Raw genomic sequence first — 16469 nt, 5'->3', positions numbered from 1 at the left:
TGCGCTCGACCTGAAGCACTGCGCGCTCTTCCGCGCTCAGGTGGCTGTACTGTTTTCCCATCGCGACACCCTACACTCCGCCGGGTGTTGCACTTGGAAGTTGAGTCTGCCCAGCCGACGGACGCCGGGCAATTAGATTTTTGACGAATGATTGAGTGGTACCCAATGAATGGCGTTAGGGACAATTCTTCGTGATGCCCAGCGCATGGCCGCTTCTGGGAATTCGTCGGAGAGTGCTAGCGTAGCCGCTCGTCTGAACGGCCCGTTCCAATGCGCCTTCCCGCCCGTTGACTAGATATGGGTGCCAAGCTCGCTACGATCTTTGATCTGTTCGACCCGCATGATGAAACGCCCCCACTCACGAGCATCGCTCCGGCCTTCCGCTTTCGGGCACGGCGCTCGAACGGATGGGCACACCGGCCTCGGCGCTGCCGCATGCCGAAGCCTATCTGCGGATCATCTTCCTGGCGGTGCCGTTCCTGTATGCGTTGGCGTTCCTGTCGGCGATCCTGCGCGGCGCCGACGACGCGCGCACCCCATTTCTGCTCCTGCTGCTGGTGGTCGCATTGGAGATCGTGCTGGTGCCGCTGCGCTGTTCGGCATCGACAAAGGCTACGACTGGCTGACCATCGGCCACATCGGGAATCTGATGGGCGCACTGAAGGTCGAGCACCACGGCACCCAGAACCAGCGCTTCGACTACGAGGAGTTCTCGCTGCAGTTCCGGCAGCAGTTCGGGTACTCGCTGGAAAGCAAGCAAGCCTGAAAGCGGCCTCGAGGCGCGGCGAACCCACCGCGCCTGCAGCACGCCTTGACGCGGGCGGCCCGGCGCCCGCGTGACGCCCAAGGCCTCCAGCGTCGCCTTAGTGGCGCGACGGCGCGCCGTGCTGCGCGATCCATGTCAGGTAGGACTCCAGCCAGCCCTGCATGAAATCGCGGCTGGCCTTGCCGAAGCCGCCGTCGTCGTCGAAGACGCCGTCCTTGGCGTGCAGGAAGACCTCGGGCTGGCCCAGGGTCGGCATGTCCAGATAGGCGAGGATGTTGCGCAGGTGCTGCTGGGCGAGCGCCGAGCCGATGCTGCCGATCGAGGCCCCGAGAACGCCGGCCGGCTTGCCTGCCCACACGCTCTGGCCGTAGGGCCGCGAGCCGTGGTCGATCGCGTTCTTCAGTACGCCAGGCACCGAGCGGTTGTACTCGGGCGTGACGAACAGCACCGCGTCGGCGCCGCGCACCGTATCGCGCAGGCGCACGACCTGCGCCGAGGGTGCGTCGTCGTCGTCCTGGTTGTAGAGCGGCAGGTCGCCGATCTCCACGTGCACGAACGTCGCAAGGTCGGCGGCGAGACGTTCGAGGGCGTTGGCCAGACGGCGGTTGATCGAGGCCTTGCGCAGGCTGCCGACGAGCACGGCGATTCTGGGTGCGGGCATGGGGAACTCCTTGTGGGTGGAAGGGCGCGACTGGGGCATCGGCGACCAATGCCCCCACACCATGCCCCACGCATTCGGGGATCGGGATGAAATGAACAGCCGGCCAGGCGTCCACCCGGCCCGGCAGGCCGAGCGAAGCATCGCCACCCCGCCCAGCGGCACCGTGCGCAACGTACGCAAGCCCTTCGCGCACCGTCAGGATGCCGACGCAGGCTCAAGTTCACCGCTGCCCAGCCGTTGGTACTAAGCTGTCGCCGTCCAATCGGACGGGGCAGGCCTGCCCGTCCTGACATCCAGTCGCGCGCGCCGAAGGGGGAACTTCGGCATCCCGCCAGCGGATGCGGCGTGCAGACCTGCGGCCTGTCTTCGCCCTTGTTCCGACTTCGAGCGCCTTATGATCGCCACGCTTCTCGTCGGCATGCTGTGTGCCTACCTGCTGAGCTTCTCGGTGATGTTCCTGCTCATCAGCAGGCGCTTGGGCCGCGACAGGATGGGGACAGATGCCTTCGCCGTGGGCAACCTGATCCTCGGCGCTGCGTACATGCTGCAGTTGCTGGAAGGCTCGGTGGGGCTGAGCTGGATGGGCGTGTTGAATCATGCGCTCACACTCGGCGCACTGCTGGCCTACAGCGTGGGCGGCCTGCGCTTCTTTGGTCGGCCGACGCCACTGCTCCGGCCGCTGGCTGCGCTCGGGCTGGGCCATGTGGTCGTGCAGATCCTGGTGGAATGGGCCTGGGGACCGGTGGCGCGCTACGCGCTGCTTTCGGCAGTGTGTGCCCTGTGGTTCGTTGGCATGGTGGTCGTGCTGGTGGCGGGCCTGCGTACGTTCGCCCGCGATCTTCGCGCTGAGGCGCTGCTGCTTGCCGCGCTGATCAGCGGCATCGGGGTATTGAACGCGCTCAAACTGGCCAAGTTGCTGGCCGGTGGCCTGGCGACGCTGCACATGGATGGACAGTTCCAGGTGGTTTTCTACGTTTACATGTGTTCGCTGGCGACCATCATTCCACCGTTCATCGTCTGGCTCGTTCTGCGCCGCCTGACCGACCGGCTTCGCGACATGGCCGCGCGCGATCCGCTGACGCAGTTGCTCAATCGCCGCGGCTTGACCGAGGCACTCAAGATGCAACAGCGGCATTCGAACGGCGCTCGCCTGCTGCTGATCGATCTCGATCACTTCAAGCGCATCAACGACCAATACGGTCACCACACGGGTGACGCCGTGCTCTGCGCCATCAGCGATGTCCTGCGTGAGGCTGTCCGCGCGGAGGATCTCGTATGCCGGATGGGCGGGGAGGAGTTCGCCGTGGTCTGCCCAGGCGCCGACGAGGCCACCGCAGGCGGCGTGGCCGAGCGCATCCGCCAAGCCGTCGTATCGACGGCCCGGCTCCAGACGCCGGATGGCGAGGCGTTGCGCTGCACCGTCACCGTGGGCATCTCGGGGCGCTTCGACGACGATGCGTCGCTGGAGCAGGCGATGCAGGTGGCGGACGCGGCGCTCTATCGCGGCAAGCACGCGGGGCGCAACCGGGTGGAATGGGGCGACACGAGCACGAACCAGAACCGGGGTCAGAGTGCACTTTCTGAAGTGCCCGTCCTTGCCGGGGTCATTTGCGATCCCTGACTGGCGACTGGTCAATGAAAGTGACCGCCCCTTCACGCGCGCCACCCCCAGCCGACTGCACCCTCACCGCATCACGATCCCCGGCCAGCTTGAATGCGCCGATGTCACGACGCCAAGCCACCCCAGCCACCGACCGCCCGCGCGACCTGACCCGCGGTCCGATCGCCACCACGCTGCTGGTCTTCGCGCTGCCGATCCTCGGCGGCAATGCCTTGCAGTCGCTCAACGGCTCGGTCAATGCGATCTGGATCGGCCGGTTCCTGGGCGAGGATGCGATCGCGGCGATCGCCAATGCCAACAACATCCTGTTCTTCCTGCTGGGCGCGGTGTTCGGCGTCGGCATGGCCGCGACGATCCTCGTCGCACAGGCCATCGGCCGCGACGACCTCACCGCGGCCAAGCGCGCGATCGGCACCAGCGCGACGTTCTTTGTGAGCGTGTCGGTCCTCGTCGCGCTCGCCGGCCTGCCGCTTTCGGGACCGGTGCTCGACTGGATGGGCACGCCGGCGTCGGCACTGCCGCATGCCGAGGCGTACTTGCGGATCATCTTCCTGGCGGTGCCGTTCCTGTACGCGCTCGCGTTCCTGTCGGCGATCCTGCGCGGCGCCGGCGATTCGCGCACCCCGTTTTTGTTCCTGCTGCTGGTGGTCGCGCTGGACATCGTGCTGGTGCCGCTGCTGCTGTTCGGGGTCGGCCCGTTGCCGGAGATGGGCATGGCCGGCGCGGCGGCCGCGAACCTGATCGCCAACGCGCTGGGGCTGGTGGCGATGCTGGCCTGGCTGCGGCACCGTCGCCATCGGCTCTGGATCGGCCGCGACGAGCGCGCGCTGTATCGCCCGGACTGGACGATCGTTCGCGCACTGCTCGCCAAGGGGCTGCCGATGGGTTTGCAGATGGTGATGCTGTCGGCGGCGATGATCGCGATGATCGCAATGGTCAACGCGCACGGCGTCGAGACCACCGCCGCCTACGGCGCCGCGCTGCAGCTGTGGACCTATGTACAGATGCCCGCAATGGCGATCGGCGCGGCGTGCTCGACGATGGCGGCCCAGAATGTGGGCGCCGGCCATTGGGACCGCGTGGGCCGGGTCGCCAAGACCGGCGTGGCGATCAACTTCCTGATGACCGGCGTTTTGATTGCGGTGTTGATCGGCCTCGACCGCCACGCGCTGGCGCTGTTCCTGCCCGAGGCCAGCGCCGCGCTGGAGGCCGCACGCCACCTCAATCGCATCGCAATCTGGTCGTTCCTGTTCTTCGGCGTGACCTTCGTGCTGTTCGGCGTGGTGCGCTCGACCGGCGCGGTGCTGCCGCCGCTGCTGATCCTGGGGGCAACCCTGTGGGGCGTGCGGGTGCCGTTCGCCACCTGGCTGCAGCCCACGCTCGGCGCCGATGCGATCTGGTGGAGCTTTCCGGCCAGCGCGCTGGTGGCGATGCTGCTGGCGGTCGGCTACTACCGCTGGGGCGGCTGGCGTGCGGCGCGCATGCTCGCCGATGAACAGGTCGCGATCCCGGCCGAAGTCCCGGCCCCGCCGCCGGCCCCAGTCGCTGGCATGCCGCCGTGCCGAGCGCAGACGACGGCCGACTGAGGACCTGAACAGCCCGGCTACAAAGCGTATTGACGCCGACATACGCCCGCCCGCTGTAGGAAGGACATCTGCCCGCTTCCTGGAAGACGTCCATGCGCCCCGCTCCCTTGCTGACCGCCGTGCTGGCCTGCGCCGGCCTCGCAGCCCCCGTCGCGGCGCAACAGCTGCGCAATCCGGCCGATCCGCCGCCTGCCGCGGTCGCGCGGCCCGCAGCGCCCGCGCCCGCGCCACAGCAACTGCGCCCGCAGGCCCCCCCGCCACCGGCCGCCACGCTGCGCGCGCCGCAGCCGACGCGGCAACTCTCGAACGATGTCACCCGCCCGGTCACGCCCACCCCAGCGCTGTCGCAGCGCGAGCGCTGCCTGCAGACCGCGCGCAGCGCCGTGCAACCGGTGTCCGACCAGCGTGTCGCCGCGGCCCAGCGCGGGCTGGCCGCCACGCAGGCGCAGCGCGCGGCGACCGGCGCTGTCGGCGCCGATCCGACCGACCGCTCGGGCCTGCGCGCGCAACAGGAGAACCAGCAGCGCGCGATCGCGCGCGAACGCGATGCCGCCGCCCAGCAGCTGCGGGTCGCGCAGGCCAACTGCAACTAAAAGCCGGCGTCAGGCGGCGGGCGCGTCGCCCGGCGCCTTCGCCGCAGCGCGGGCCAGCCAATCGGGCAGCGCGCGGCGGCCGATGCCCTGCGCCCGGGCCTGCTGCAACTGCGCCAGCATGTAGGCGCGGCGGGCGGGGTCGTCACCGGCGAACGACAGCGCCAGGTCGCGGTCCATCCAGCGCCGGAACACCACGAACAGGACGACATGCAGTGCCAGCGCCAAGGCACTGACCACCACGACGATGGCCACGTCCATCAGTACGAACGTCCCAGCGCTTTGCGCCGCCGGCTCACTGCCAGCCCGGCATCCGCGCGCGGTCGAGCCCGGCGGTTTCGAACACCGCCGTGCGGGTGCCGCCGGCCTTGACCGGGAAGGCGATCGAGAGCGTCTTCGCGCCATCGAGCAGACGCCACAACGCCTTCTCGTCGTCGATGAACATCGCGATCGCCTCGTCGGTCTGCGGCCGGTTGGCCGCCATGCGGCGCGGCGCGGCCTCGTCCACCGTCACCTCGACCCGGCAGCTGGGATAGCAGTCGAAATCCCCGGCTTCCAGCACCAGGTAGCTGCTGCGCCCCCACGAGGGATGGTCGCGGAAGATCAGCCGCACGGGCTTGGCCCCGCTGCCGTCGACGTCGACCGGCTGGCGCGCATAGATCGCCGCCGAGACCTGTTGCCCGCCGTCGGCAGGCCGGGTGTCGTAGCTCCACAAGGCCGCCGTCCGCGCCTGCTCGCGCACCGCGTCGCCGCGGCTGCGGACTTCATCGAACTTCGCCCGCACGCGGCCGGCCGCCTCGGTCTGGGGGTAGCGCGACAGCAGCACGTCGGCCTGGGCCTTGGCCAACGCCCAGTTCTCGGCGGCGACGGCGGCTTCGAAGTCGCGTTCGCCGGCGACCGCCTGTTGCTCGTTGGCTTGCGCTTGGGCCTGGGCCTGAGCGGCAGCCTGCGCCTCGCGGTCCTGGCAACCGGCAAGCGCCAGCGATGCGACGAACAGGGCGGCAGCGAGCGGGCGGGCAACGGCGGGCATGGGCATGTCCTCGATTCTTCGGCGGGGCGCCGCCACGACAGCGCGCGCCGCATCAGCGTAGCAGGCGTCCGCACCGCGGCGCCCATCCAAAACGCACGCGGCCGCCCGAAGGCGGCCGCGCAGGACGGCACCGGCCGTCAGTTGGCCGCGGGGGCGGCCTCGTCGACCGCAGGCGCGGAGGGATCGACCGCCGGGGCCGGCTTGGCCTCGTCGATCACCTTCTCCACCGAGCCGGTCGTGATCGGGTGGTAGCCCGGACGCGCCTTGGCGAAGATCTCCTTGGCCAGCGCCAGGCCGGACTCGGTCTGCACCAGCGCGTCGTAGATCGGCATGATCAACTTGCGACGGCCGACACGCGCGGTGAACTCGGCCAATGCCGCGTTCGCCTCGGTGTAGCCGCTGCGCACGGCCAGCGGATACCAGCGCATCGCGATCTCGCCGTTGCCCGTGCCGGTGAAGTGGTAGGCGCCGTCGAGCTGGGCCATCTGCTCGTGGGTCAGCGTCGCCGGCAGGCTGTCGAGGAAATGCAGCCACTCCTGCGTCGACCAGGCATCGGTGATCTGGCGCGGCGGCAGTTGCGCGCTGCCCAGCCACGCCAGCCGCGCGGAGTCGACGATGCCGAAGTTGCGCGACATCACCTGCGGCGCCGAGGCCGGGATGCCCGGGCCGTAGACCCATTCCTGGATCTCGGCATCACTGACGGTGCCGGGATACTTGTCGAACAGATGTTCCTTCGCGTACGCCAGGAACTGCTCGGTGGTGATGCTCTGGAACGCGAAATGGTCGAAGTAGCCGCGCAGGAACGCATCGAACGGCTCGCGGCCGAAGCGCTGCTCGAGGAACTGCAGGAACCAGGCGCCCTTGTCGTAGGCCACCGCGCTCAGCGCGTCGTCGGCGTCGAGCACCGTGCCCGGTTTCACCGCCAGCGCCTGCACCGGCTCGGGCATCGAGACAATGCTCTCCTTGAGCGCATTGCGGGCGATCACGAACTCCATGTCGCTGGTCTCCTTGCCGTAGACCGATTCGACGATGCGGTTCTCCACGTAGCTGGTGAAGCCCTCGTTGAGCCAGCCGTGCTTGGCGCTGGAGAACGTCACCAGGTTGCCCGACCAGCTGTGCGCGAGCTCGTGGGCGACCAGCGAAACCAGCGACTTGTCGCCGACGATGACGGTCGGGGTGATGAACGACAGGCGCGGGTTCTCCATGCCGCCGTAGGGGAACGACGGCGGCAGGATCAGCAGGTCGTAGCGCTCCCAGCGGTAGGGGCCATAGAGCTGCTCGGTGGTGGCGATCATCTTCTCGGTGTCGGCGAACTCGGCCACCGCGCGGTCGATCGTGGCCGGCTCGGCCCAGATGCCGCTGCGCTCGGAGATCGGCTTGAACACCAGGTCGCCGGCCGCGATCGCCATCAGATAGGACGGGATCTTCTGCGGCATCTTGAACGTGTAGTCGCCGTCGCGCTGGGCGGCCGGATCGTTGTCCGCACTCATGAGCACCATCACGTCCGGACGCGAGGTCACGTGCGCGCTGTAGGTGTAGCGGATCGCCGGCGTGTCCTGCAGCGGCACCCACGAGCGGGCATGGATCTGCTGCGACTGGCTGAACATGAAGGGCAGCTTCTTGCCTTCGGTCATCTCCGGCGTCAGCCACTGCAGGCCCGAGGCGTCGGGCGAGGTGGTGTAGGTCACGCGGATCCGGGCATTGCGGTCCGGGGCCTGGATCGTCAGCTTGCTGCCCAGGGTGGCGTCGGCATCGGCCAGCGCGTAGTGCAGCGGCTGCCACTGCCCGCCGGCCTCGCCTTCGACCTTGTCGATCGTCAGCGCGCGCGTATCGAGCACCAGCTCGGTCGCCGCCGGATCCGTCCACTGCAGCGTGTAGGTCGCGGTCCCGGCAATGGTGCGGGCGTCGAAGTCGAGCGCCAGGTCCAGCGCCAAGTTCTCGGTGACGACCTTGTCGGGCTCGGCATAGGAATGCTCGTCACGGTCGGCGGCCTCGGCCGGCGGCTTTTCGCTGGCCGGCGGTGTCGGCGCGGTGCCGGCCTCGGGCTTGCAGCCGCCGATCACCAGGGCCGACAGGGACAACAGCAGCACCGAGGCCAGCTGCGGGAAACGGAACGGGGGAATTCGGATCACGGAACGTCTCGCGGCGGAAGAACCGACGCGCAGTCTACTCCGTCGCCCCGCGCCGCCTGCTGACACCCCGGCCGTGCACGTCCCGGCGACCGGGTACGTTGCAGCCTACGCGCATGAACGAGGCCACATTCGGCGATTGGGACGGCAGCCCCGCCCAGGCGCGCGCCCTGCAATCGCGCCTGGCTGCGCAGGTCGTGCTCCAGGACAGGCTGCCGGCGCGCGTTCGCTGGATCGGCGGCTTCGACGTGGGGTTCGAGGACGCCGGCGCCGTCACCCGCGCCGCGGCGGTGCTGCTGGATGCGCAATCGCTGCAGCCGGTCGAAACCCATGTCGCCCGCCTGCCGACCCGCATGCCCTACGTGCCCGGACTGCTGAGCTTCCGCGAGCTGCCGGCCTTGCTGGCTGCGCTCGCGCAGCTGTCGCAGACGCCCGACCTGGTGTTCGTGGACGGTCAGGGCATCGCACATCCGCGGCGCCTGGGCATCGCGGCGCACTTCGGTGTGGCCACCGGCCTGGCCAGTATCGGCGTGGCCAAGAAGCGCCTGGCCGGCCAGTTCGAACCACCGGGCGATGCGCCAGGCGACCGGTCGCCGCTGCGCGACCGCGGCGCGCACATCGGCTGGGCGCTGCGCAGCCGCGCACGCTGCAACCCACTGATCGTCTCGCCCGGGCACCGGATCTCGGTCGACGGCGCGCTGGGCTGGACGTTGCGCTGCCTGCGTGGTTACCGTCTGCCCGAACCGACCCGGCTGGCCGACCGGCTCGCCTCGCGCCGCGGCGCCATCGAGGTCGCGGCCACGCTGTTGTGAGGCGCGGCTTCAAGGCGCACCGCGCAGGCACGTTGCTTCGTCGCACGCTGCGAGCAGGCGCGGCTCGCGCTCGTCCTGCGCTGTTTCGGGCCGGCGCCACGCCGGCCGTCGGGCGTCAGGCCTTGAAGCCGTCGTGGATCGCGACGATGCCGGCCGACAGGTTGCGGTAACGGCAGCGCACGAAGCCGGCCGCGTCCATCATCGACTTGAGCTCGTCCTGCGGCGGATGCTTGCGGATCGACTCGGCCAAGTAGCGGTAGCTGTCGGCGTCGCCGGCGAACAGCCGCCCCAGCCGCGGCAGCACCTGGAACGAGTGGAAGTCGTAAAGCGGGCGGAACCACTCGGGCTTGACCTGGGAGAACTCCAGCACGCGCGCCTGGCCGCCGACGCGCAGCACACGCTGCATCTCGCGCAGCGCCGCGTCCTTGTCGGTGACGTTGCGCAGGCCGAAGGCAATGGTCACCAGATCGAAGCTGTTGTCGGGAAACGGCAGCGTCTCGGCGTTGCACTGCACATACTCGAAGCCGCGCACCTGCCCGCGATCGGTCATGCGGTCGCGCCCGGTGCGCAGCATCGCCGCATTGATGTCGCCGAGCACCAGTTCGCCCGATTCGCCGACCCGGCTCTTGAGCAGGGCCGCGATATCGCCGGTGCCGCCGGCCAGGTCGAGCACGCGGTCGCCGCGGCGCACCTGCGCGGTCGCGACGAAATAGCGCTTCCACACCCGGTGGATGCCCAGGCTCATCAGGTCGTTCATCAGGTCGTAGTTGCCTGCGACCGAGGAGAACACCTGGCCGACCAGCTTCTGCTTTTCGCCGGTGGGGACGTCGCGGAAGCCGAAATGGGTGGTGCCGGGTCTGGAGGATTCGTCGCTCATGGGCCGATTATCCCTCATTCGGGGCCGGTGCGATCCGCAGGCGCCCGACCCGGCGCCGTTCCAGCGATTCGACCCGCAGCACGTGGCCGTCGATGGTCACCTCGTCGCCTTCTGCCGGCATCCGGTCCAGGGCGTGGACCACCAGCCCGGACAGGGTCACGTAGGTCGGGCTGGTCGGCAGGCTCAGGCCGGTCGCCAGCGCCACGTCCTGCATCGACATCGAGCCGTCGACCAGCCATGCACCGTCCTCGCCCCGCACCGCGCCATAGTCGGCGTCCTGGGTATCGGCCAGGTCGCCGGCGATCGTGGCCAGCAGGTCGTTCGCGGTGACCATGCCTTCGATGCTGCCGTACTCGTCGACGACGACCGCGATCGGGAGTGGATGGGCGCGGATCTGCTCGAGCACGCGCAAGGTCGACGTGCCCTCCGGCACGACCAGCGGCTCGCGGACGAACTCGGTCACGTTCAATGCCCGGCCCTGCAGCACGCTCGACAACAGGTCGCTGCTCTGCACGACGCCCAGCAGGCGGTCGAGCTCGCCGTCGCAGACCAGCAGGCGCGTGTGCGGCGACTGCACCAGCCGCTCGGTCGCATGCCCCAGCCCGCGCGTGGCGTCGATCCATTCGATGTCGCCGCGCACCGTCATCACGCTCGACACCGGTCGCTCGGCCAGGGTCAGCACACTGCGGATCATGTCGTGCTCGGCCGCCTCCAGGCGCTCGCCATCGGGCGCCTGCTCGGCCGGCTCGATGGCGCCGCCCTCGCTCGCCGTGTCCGGACGCGCGCCGAGCAGACGCAGCACCGCGTCGGCCGTGCGCTGGCGGAACGGCAGCTGGCGCACGTGGCGCTCGCGGTTGTAGCGCGACCACTGATTGAACGCCTCGATCAGGATCGAGAACACGATCGCCGCGTACAGGTAGCCCTTCGGAATCTTGAAGCCCAGCCCCTCGGCGACGAGGCTGAAGCCGATCATCAGCAAGAAGCCCAGGCACAGCACGACGACCGTCGGATGGCGGCTGACGAAGCGCGTCAACGGTTTGCTGGCCAGCATCATGACCGCCATCGCGATGATCACCGCGGCGTACATCACACCCAGGTGCTCGACCATGCCGACCGCGGTGATCACCGAGTCGAGCGAGAACACCGCATCGAGCACGACGATCTGCGCGACCACGACGCCGAACGCGGCATAGGCCTTCTTGCCGCCGCTGTCGTGCTCCCGGCCCTCGAGCCGCTCGTGCAGTTCCATCGTCGCCTTGAACAGCAGGAACAGGCCGCCCACGAGCAGGATCAGGTCGCGCCCGGAGAACGCGTGTTCCCAGACCGAGAACAGCGGCGCGGTCAGCTTCATGATCCACGCCAACAACGCCAGCAGCACCAGGCGCATCAGCAGCGCCAGGGTCAGTCCGATGATGCGTGCCTTGTCGCGCTGCTCGGGAGGCAGCTTGTCGGCAAGGATGGCGATGAACACCAGGTTGTCGATGCCCAGGATGATCTCCAGGATCACCAAGGTCGCCAGACCCATCCAGATCGTCGGGTCGGCCAGCCATTCCATAGGTGTTCTTGCATCGCGTGCGGAGAGGAGCGCGGATTCTGCCACGCGAATGTTAAGAATTTGCCGCGGCCGGCGCGCCCGCTCGACCGCATCGCACAGGCACGTCAGACTGCAGGCCCCGCGCTGCCACGACCGCCCCATGATCGCCACGCCCGACTACCGCGCCCTGCTCGACACCGCCATCGCCGAAGCCCGCCAGGGCCTGGCCGAGGGCGGCATCCCGATCGGCGCAGCGCTCTATCACCGCGATGGCCGGCTGCTGGGCTGCGGCCACAACCGCCGCGTGCAGGAAGACGATCCGTCCGTGCACGGCGAGACCGATGCCTTCCGCAAGGCCGGTCGCCAGCGCAGTTACCGCGACACGATCATGGTGACGACGCTGGCGCCGTGCTGGTACTGCAGCGGCCTGGTCCGTCAGTTCGGCATCGGCACAGTCGTCGTCGGCGAGTCGCAGACCTTCCGCGGCGGCATCGACTGGCTGCGCGAGCACGGCGTCGAGGTGATCGACCTGCACAGCCAGGACTGCATCGACCTGCTCGGCGGCTTCATCGCCGCGCACCCCCAGGTCTGGAACGAGGACATCGGCGAGGACTGACGCGGTCCCGCGACAAAGGCGCGCTCAGCGCGCCGTCTCGGTACGCCACAGCGTCGGGAAATCGCCGGGCGCCGCGCCTCCGCAGCGGCGCAGTTCGGCGTACTGCGCCAATACGAACGCCTGTCCGTCGTAGCGCCACTGCGCCGCTGCGCCACAATCGGCGAGCCCGCGCCCTTTGGCGAAATGCGACAGCGTGGCGGTGTCGGGCGCGTAATCGGCATTGGTGAGCAGCGCGAAGTCCGAGCCGGCATCATCGAGTCCGGGCGGACCCGGCGGCACGATGCGGGTCGCGCCGCTGCCGTCGCGTGCCGTGCGGAACGCCAGGCTCGAGGTCTGATAGGCCCCGCTCAGGCATGCGACGAACACCAGGGCGCGCTCGGCATCGAGCGGATACGCCGCGTCCTGGTCGCGGATGTCGAAGCCCTCGCGCGGCGGGTTGCAGTCGGCCTCGCGCAGCGCGTCGGCCGCCTGTGCGCGGACTGCGGCGGTCAGCCGTGTGGCGTCCTGTGGCGACAATGCCGGCGGCGGCACCGCTGCATGCAGCCTCGGCAGCGCAGGCCCGCCGGGCACGGCTGTCGAATCGCGCTCGCCACGCCGCGCCCAGGCGCTGGGCGTGTCCAGCCGCTGCTGGTGCTCGTCGATCAGCAGCAACGCCGCGCGCAAGCCCGACAGCGACACCACCGGCGCGTCCTCGCCGCTGCCAGCCGATAGCCGAGTGCCATCGCCGACCAGCGCGATGAACGTCGCGATGTCGGCGGCCGCATCGAGCGTCAGCGCATCGCGGTCGTCGTCGCGTCGCCACGGCAGCGCGGCCAGTTCGGGCACGGCCACGCCGTCGAGCCGCAGCGTGGCCGGCTTGGGCGCGCCGTCCGACGTGCCCAGTTGCAGCCGCTGCGCACCGTCGCCGCCCGGCGCGCGCGACAGCCGCAGCACCAGACCGAACGCCCCGTCGTTCACGCCGATCGCCTCGCAGGCCCGGCCGTTGTCGCAGGCCACGGTGAAGTCGCGCAGTTGCCGATACAGCGGCGCGACCGCGCTGGACGTGGCGCCCGCCGTCGTGTCCGCATCGTGCGCGGCGGTTGCCGGCGCGGGGGAAGGGGCCGACGCCGTGGTGGCGGCATCCGGCATTGCTGGCGGCACCGGTTCCGTGCACGCGGCCAGCAGCGCGGCGCAGGCAAGCACGAAGGGGCGGACGATGGACATCGCGAACTGCTCTTGCGGACGGAGACGCCATTGTCTGTCGCCGCGACCGACGCGACGTCGACGCGGCCATCACATGGGATCCGGGCGAGGTCGGGCGCAACGCTCCGGTGCGCGCGGCGCCTTGCCGGCATGCCGGTTGCGCGTCCAGACTGCGCGCCATGTCGCGCGTTCCGCCGCCTGCTCCGCCCCCCGCGCCGCGATCGCCCCGCGCGGACCGCTACGCACCGCGTGCGTGGGCGCCGCATGAGCGGCCAATGATGCCGGGATCGCCATCGACCCCGCTGCATTCCACGCCAATGCGCGTGGCTTACGGCGTCGTGGGGTTCGTGATCGCGATCACCGGCGGCCTGGGCAACGCCCTGGTGACCGCCAACCTGCTCGACCTGCAGGGCGCGCTCGGCGCTTACGCGGCAGAGGTCGCCTGGCTGCCCGCCGCGTACGTGATGACCAACGTGTCGATGAACATCCTGCTGGTGAAGTTCAGGCAGCAGTTCGGCCTGCGGCTGTTCACCGAAGCCTTCCTGGTGGTGTACGCGTTGATCACGCTGGCGCATCTGTTCGTCAATGACCTGGGGTCGGCGATCGCGGTCCGCGCCGGACACGGCATCGCCGGCGCGGCGCTCAACACTCTCGGCCTGTACTACATGCTGCAGGCGTGCCCGCAGAAGCACCGCCTGCGGGGGCTGGTGCTGGGTTTGGGCATCGCGCAGTTGGCGCTGCCGCTGGCGCGGGTGTTCTCGACCGACCTGCTCGAGTTCGGCGAGTGGCGCGGCCTGTATCTGTTCGAACTGGGCCTGGCGTTGCTGGCGCTGGGTTGCGTGCTGCTGCTGAAGCTGCCGCCGGGGGATCGCCACAAGGCATTCGAGCCGCTGGATTTTCTGACCTTCGGCCTGTTCGCACCCGGGGTCGCCCTGCTGACCGCGGTCCTGGCGCAGGGCCGCATCGGCTGGTGGACCGAAACCGCCTGGCTCGGCTGGGCGCTCGCGGCGTCCGTCGCACTGGTGACCGCCGCCATCGCCATCGAGCATTTCCGCGCGCGTCCGCTGCTCAATACGCGCTGGCTGGCGACCGCCTCGATGTTGCGGCTGGCCCTGGCGATCGTGCTGATCCGCATCGTGCTGTCGGAACAGGCCACCGGCGCCGTCGGTTTCCTCCAGGCACTGGGCCTGGGCAATGCGCAGATGCACACGCTGTTCATGATCGTGCTGGCTGGCAGCGTCGCCGGCCTGGCGGCCAGCGCGGCGACGATCAATCCAGCCAAGACCTGGCAGCCGGTGCTGTTTTCGCTGCTGCTGATGATGGCCGGTGCGTTGATGGACGCGCAGGCCAGCAACGTCACCCGGCCCGAGCAGATGTACCTCAGCCAGTTCCTGCTGGCCTTCGGCAGCACGTTCTTCCTCGGGCCGATGATGATCGCCGGCATCGGCCCGGTGATCAGCCAGCCGCGCAACCTCATCAGCTTCGTCGTGCTGTTCGGCATGACCCAGAACCTGGGCGGCCTGCTCGGCTCGGCGTTGCTGGGCACATTCCAGACCATGCGCGAGAAGTTCCATTCCAGCGTGCTCAATGAGCACCTGACCCTGCTCGATCCCCAGGTCGCCGCGCGCGTGCATGCGACCGCCCAGGGCTACGCGTCCACCGTTGCCGATCCTGCGTTGCGCGAGGCACTCGCGCTGCGCGCACTCGGCGCGACGGCCAGCCGCGAGGCCACTGTGTTGGCATACAACGACGTGTTCCTGATGATCGCCTTCATCGCGTTCTGCACATTGGTGTGGATCATCGCCTCCCGGGCGTGGGCGCGCCTGCGCACGCCCGCGCCGCCCGTACCCGCAACACCGGACCCCGCATGAGCACCCCTGCCCCATCGACTCCCGAACAGCCCGCCGCGCCCGCGCGCCGGCGACGGACGTTGCAGATCGCGGCGTTCGCCACCGTCGCGCTCGCCGGCATCCTGATCGTGCTCTACGCCTGGCGCCTGCCGCCGTTCGGCAGCAGCGTGCAGAGCACCGAGAACGCGATGGTGCGCGGCCGGGTGACGCTGATCGCGCCGCAGGTCACAGGCTATGTGACCCACGTCGCCGTCCAGGACTTCGAGGCGGTCACCCGTGGTCAATTGCTGGTCACGATCGACGACCGCATCTACCGCCAGCGCTACGAACAGGTGCAGGCCAATCTGCGGGTGCAGCAGGCCGCACTGGCCAACGCCACGCAGTCCAGGCGCAGCGCCGAGGCCGGGATCGCGCGCAGCGCCGCCGACATCGCGGCCACGCGCGCGCAGGCCGAGGTCGCCACGATCGACCTGCGCCGGCTCGAACAACTGGCCGACCAGAAGCTGATCTCTGCGCACGATCGCGACCTTGCGCGCGCCAACAGCGCGCAGGCCCGCGCCTCCGCCGCGCAGGCGCGGGCGGCGCTGCAGATCTCCGAGCAGGACGCGCGCAGCGTCGAGGTCAACCGCGACAGCCTCGAGGCGGCCGTCGCCAGCGCCGAGGCGGCGGTGCGACTGGCGAAGATCGACCTCGACAACACCCGCATCGTCGCGCCCGAGGACGGGCTTCTCGGACAGGTCACCGTGCGTCAGGGGGCGCTGGTCAATGCCGGCACCCAACTGATGGCGCTGGTGCCGGCCGACATCTGGATCCTGGCGAACATGAAGGAGACGCAGATGACCGACATGCGCGTCGGACAACCGGCAACCTTCACCGTCGACGCCCTCGGCGGCGCGCGGCTCAGCGGGCGCGTCGAGCGCATTTCGCCGGCGACCGGCTCGGAATTCAGCGTGCTGCCGGCGGACAACGCGACCGGCAACTTCGTCAAGATCGCCCAGCGCATTCCCGTGCGCATCGCGATCGACCACGGTCAGCCGCTGGCCGAACGCCTGCGCCCGGGCATGTCGGTGGTGGTCTCGGTGGACACCGCGGGCGCGCGAGATGCATCTGACGATGCGCCGCGCACACCGACGCACTGAGCGTGTTCTTTATCGAACTGATTGTTTGCCCCCACCCAACCCTCCCCCGCGTGCGGGGGAGGGCTTCAGATCAAGC

14 protein-coding genes and 2 pseudogenes are annotated in these 16469 nt (G+C 69.5%); 9 read left to right on the top strand and 7 right to left on the bottom strand.

What is annotated here, in order from left to right:
* Positions 1–407: 407 nt before the first annotated feature.
* Both ABE487_RS06115 and ABE487_RS06110 read left to right on the top strand, forming a co-directional pair.
* Positions 408–604 (top strand): annotated as a pseudogene (locus ABE487_RS06115) (MATE family efflux transporter); the annotation flags it as partial.
* Positions 593–766: pseudogene (locus ABE487_RS06110) on the top strand (carbohydrate kinase family protein); the annotation flags it as partial. The pseudogenes ABE487_RS06115 and ABE487_RS06110, both read left to right, overlap by 12 nt.
* A 97-nt stretch (positions 767–863) precedes the next feature.
* Here the strand turns inward: ABE487_RS06110 and ABE487_RS06105 are convergent.
* Positions 864–1427, bottom strand: coding sequence for an NAD(P)H-dependent oxidoreductase (locus tag ABE487_RS06105; protein ID WP_346451788.1), 564 nt, complete (start codon positions 1425–1427; stop codon positions 864–866).
* A gap of 394 nt (positions 1428–1821) precedes the next feature.
* On the opposite strand from ABE487_RS06105, the gene ABE487_RS06100 reads away from it, so the two are divergent.
* The 3 genes from ABE487_RS06100 to ABE487_RS06090 all read left to right on the top strand — a co-directional run bounded on the left by ABE487_RS06100 (position 1822) and on the right by ABE487_RS06090 (position 5227).
* Entirely contained in the window at positions 1822–3048 is a 1227-nt protein-coding gene (locus ABE487_RS06100; protein WP_346451786.1) for a GGDEF domain-containing protein, read from the top strand.
* Between the two features lie 101 nt (positions 3049–3149).
* Positions 3150–4634: an MATE family efflux transporter gene (locus ABE487_RS06095; RefSeq protein ID WP_346451784.1), complete on the top strand. Its 1485-nt coding sequence runs from the start codon at positions 3150–3152 to the stop codon at positions 4632–4634.
* Between the two features lie 92 nt (positions 4635–4726).
* Positions 4727–5227 (top strand): hypothetical protein, encoded by a 501-nt coding sequence (locus tag ABE487_RS06090; protein ID WP_346447036.1) that lies wholly within the window; start codon positions 4727–4729, stop codon positions 5225–5227.
* A gap of 9 nt (positions 5228–5236) precedes the next feature.
* Here the strand turns inward: ABE487_RS06090 and ABE487_RS06085 are convergent, their stop codons facing one another.
* The 3 genes from ABE487_RS06085 to ABE487_RS06075 all read right to left on the bottom strand — a co-directional run bounded on the left by ABE487_RS06085 (position 5237) and on the right by ABE487_RS06075 (position 8386).
* Positions 5237–5485: a hypothetical protein gene (locus tag ABE487_RS06085; protein ID WP_346447038.1), complete on the bottom strand. Its 249-nt coding sequence runs from the start codon at positions 5483–5485 to the stop codon at positions 5237–5239.
* Between the two features lie 34 nt (positions 5486–5519).
* Entirely contained in the window at positions 5520–6254 is a 735-nt protein-coding gene (locus ABE487_RS06080; RefSeq protein ID WP_346447040.1) for a hypothetical protein, read from the bottom strand.
* Positions 6255–6391: 137 nt separating this feature from the next.
* Positions 6392–8386 (bottom strand): M1 family metallopeptidase, encoded by a 1995-nt coding sequence (locus tag ABE487_RS06075; protein WP_346447042.1) that lies wholly within the window; start codon positions 8384–8386, stop codon positions 6392–6394.
* 113 nt (positions 8387–8499) lie between these two features.
* Between ABE487_RS06075 and nfi the strand changes: the two genes are divergently transcribed.
* Positions 8500–9195: a deoxyribonuclease V gene (gene nfi, locus ABE487_RS06070; protein ID WP_346442776.1), complete on the top strand. Its 696-nt coding sequence runs from the start codon at positions 8500–8502 to the stop codon at positions 9193–9195.
* 115 nt (positions 9196–9310) lie between these two features.
* Here nfi and ubiE read toward each other — a convergent pair whose 3' ends face one another.
* Together ubiE and ABE487_RS06060 are read right to left on the bottom strand one after the other, a co-directional pair.
* Entirely contained in the window at positions 9311–10072 is a 762-nt protein-coding gene (ubiE, locus tag ABE487_RS06065; RefSeq protein ID WP_346442774.1) for a bifunctional demethylmenaquinone methyltransferase/2-methoxy-6-polyprenyl-1,4-benzoquinol methylase UbiE, read from the bottom strand.
* A gap of 7 nt (positions 10073–10079) precedes the next feature.
* On the bottom strand, positions 10080–11627 hold the full coding sequence (locus tag ABE487_RS06060; RefSeq protein WP_346451783.1) for a TerC family protein: 1548 nt from the start codon (positions 11625–11627) through the stop codon (positions 10080–10082).
* Between the two features lie 139 nt (positions 11628–11766).
* Here ABE487_RS06060 and ABE487_RS06055 point away from each other — a divergent pair, with 139 nt between their 5' ends.
* Positions 11767–12222 (top strand): nucleoside deaminase, encoded by a 456-nt coding sequence (locus ABE487_RS06055; RefSeq protein ID WP_346442770.1) that lies wholly within the window; start codon positions 11767–11769, stop codon positions 12220–12222.
* Between the two features lie 24 nt (positions 12223–12246).
* On the opposite strand, the gene ABE487_RS06050 is transcribed toward ABE487_RS06055, so the two are convergent.
* Positions 12247–13425, bottom strand: coding sequence for a DUF1176 domain-containing protein (locus ABE487_RS06050; protein ID WP_346451781.1), 1179 nt, complete (start codon positions 13423–13425; stop codon positions 12247–12249).
* 158 nt (positions 13426–13583) lie between these two features.
* On the opposite strand from ABE487_RS06050, the gene ABE487_RS06045 reads away from it, so the two are divergent.
* Positions 13584–15275, top strand: a complete 1692-nt coding sequence (locus tag ABE487_RS06045; RefSeq protein ID WP_346451780.1) for an MFS transporter — start codon at positions 13584–13586, stop codon at positions 15273–15275.
* Positions 15272–16393 (top strand): HlyD family secretion protein, encoded by a 1122-nt coding sequence (locus ABE487_RS06040; protein ID WP_346451778.1) that lies wholly within the window; start codon positions 15272–15274, stop codon positions 16391–16393. Before ABE487_RS06045 ends, ABE487_RS06040 begins: the two co-directional genes overlap by 4 nt.
* Positions 16394–16469 lie beyond the last annotated feature (76 nt).

Source organism: Luteimonas sp. TWI596, assembly GCF_039674105.1.
In the GTDB taxonomy this organism is placed as follows: domain Bacteria; phylum Pseudomonadota; class Gammaproteobacteria; order Xanthomonadales; family Xanthomonadaceae; genus Luteimonas.
Note: the sequence above shows the minus strand (reverse complement) of the source record. Positions and strands in the feature narration are given on the sequence as shown.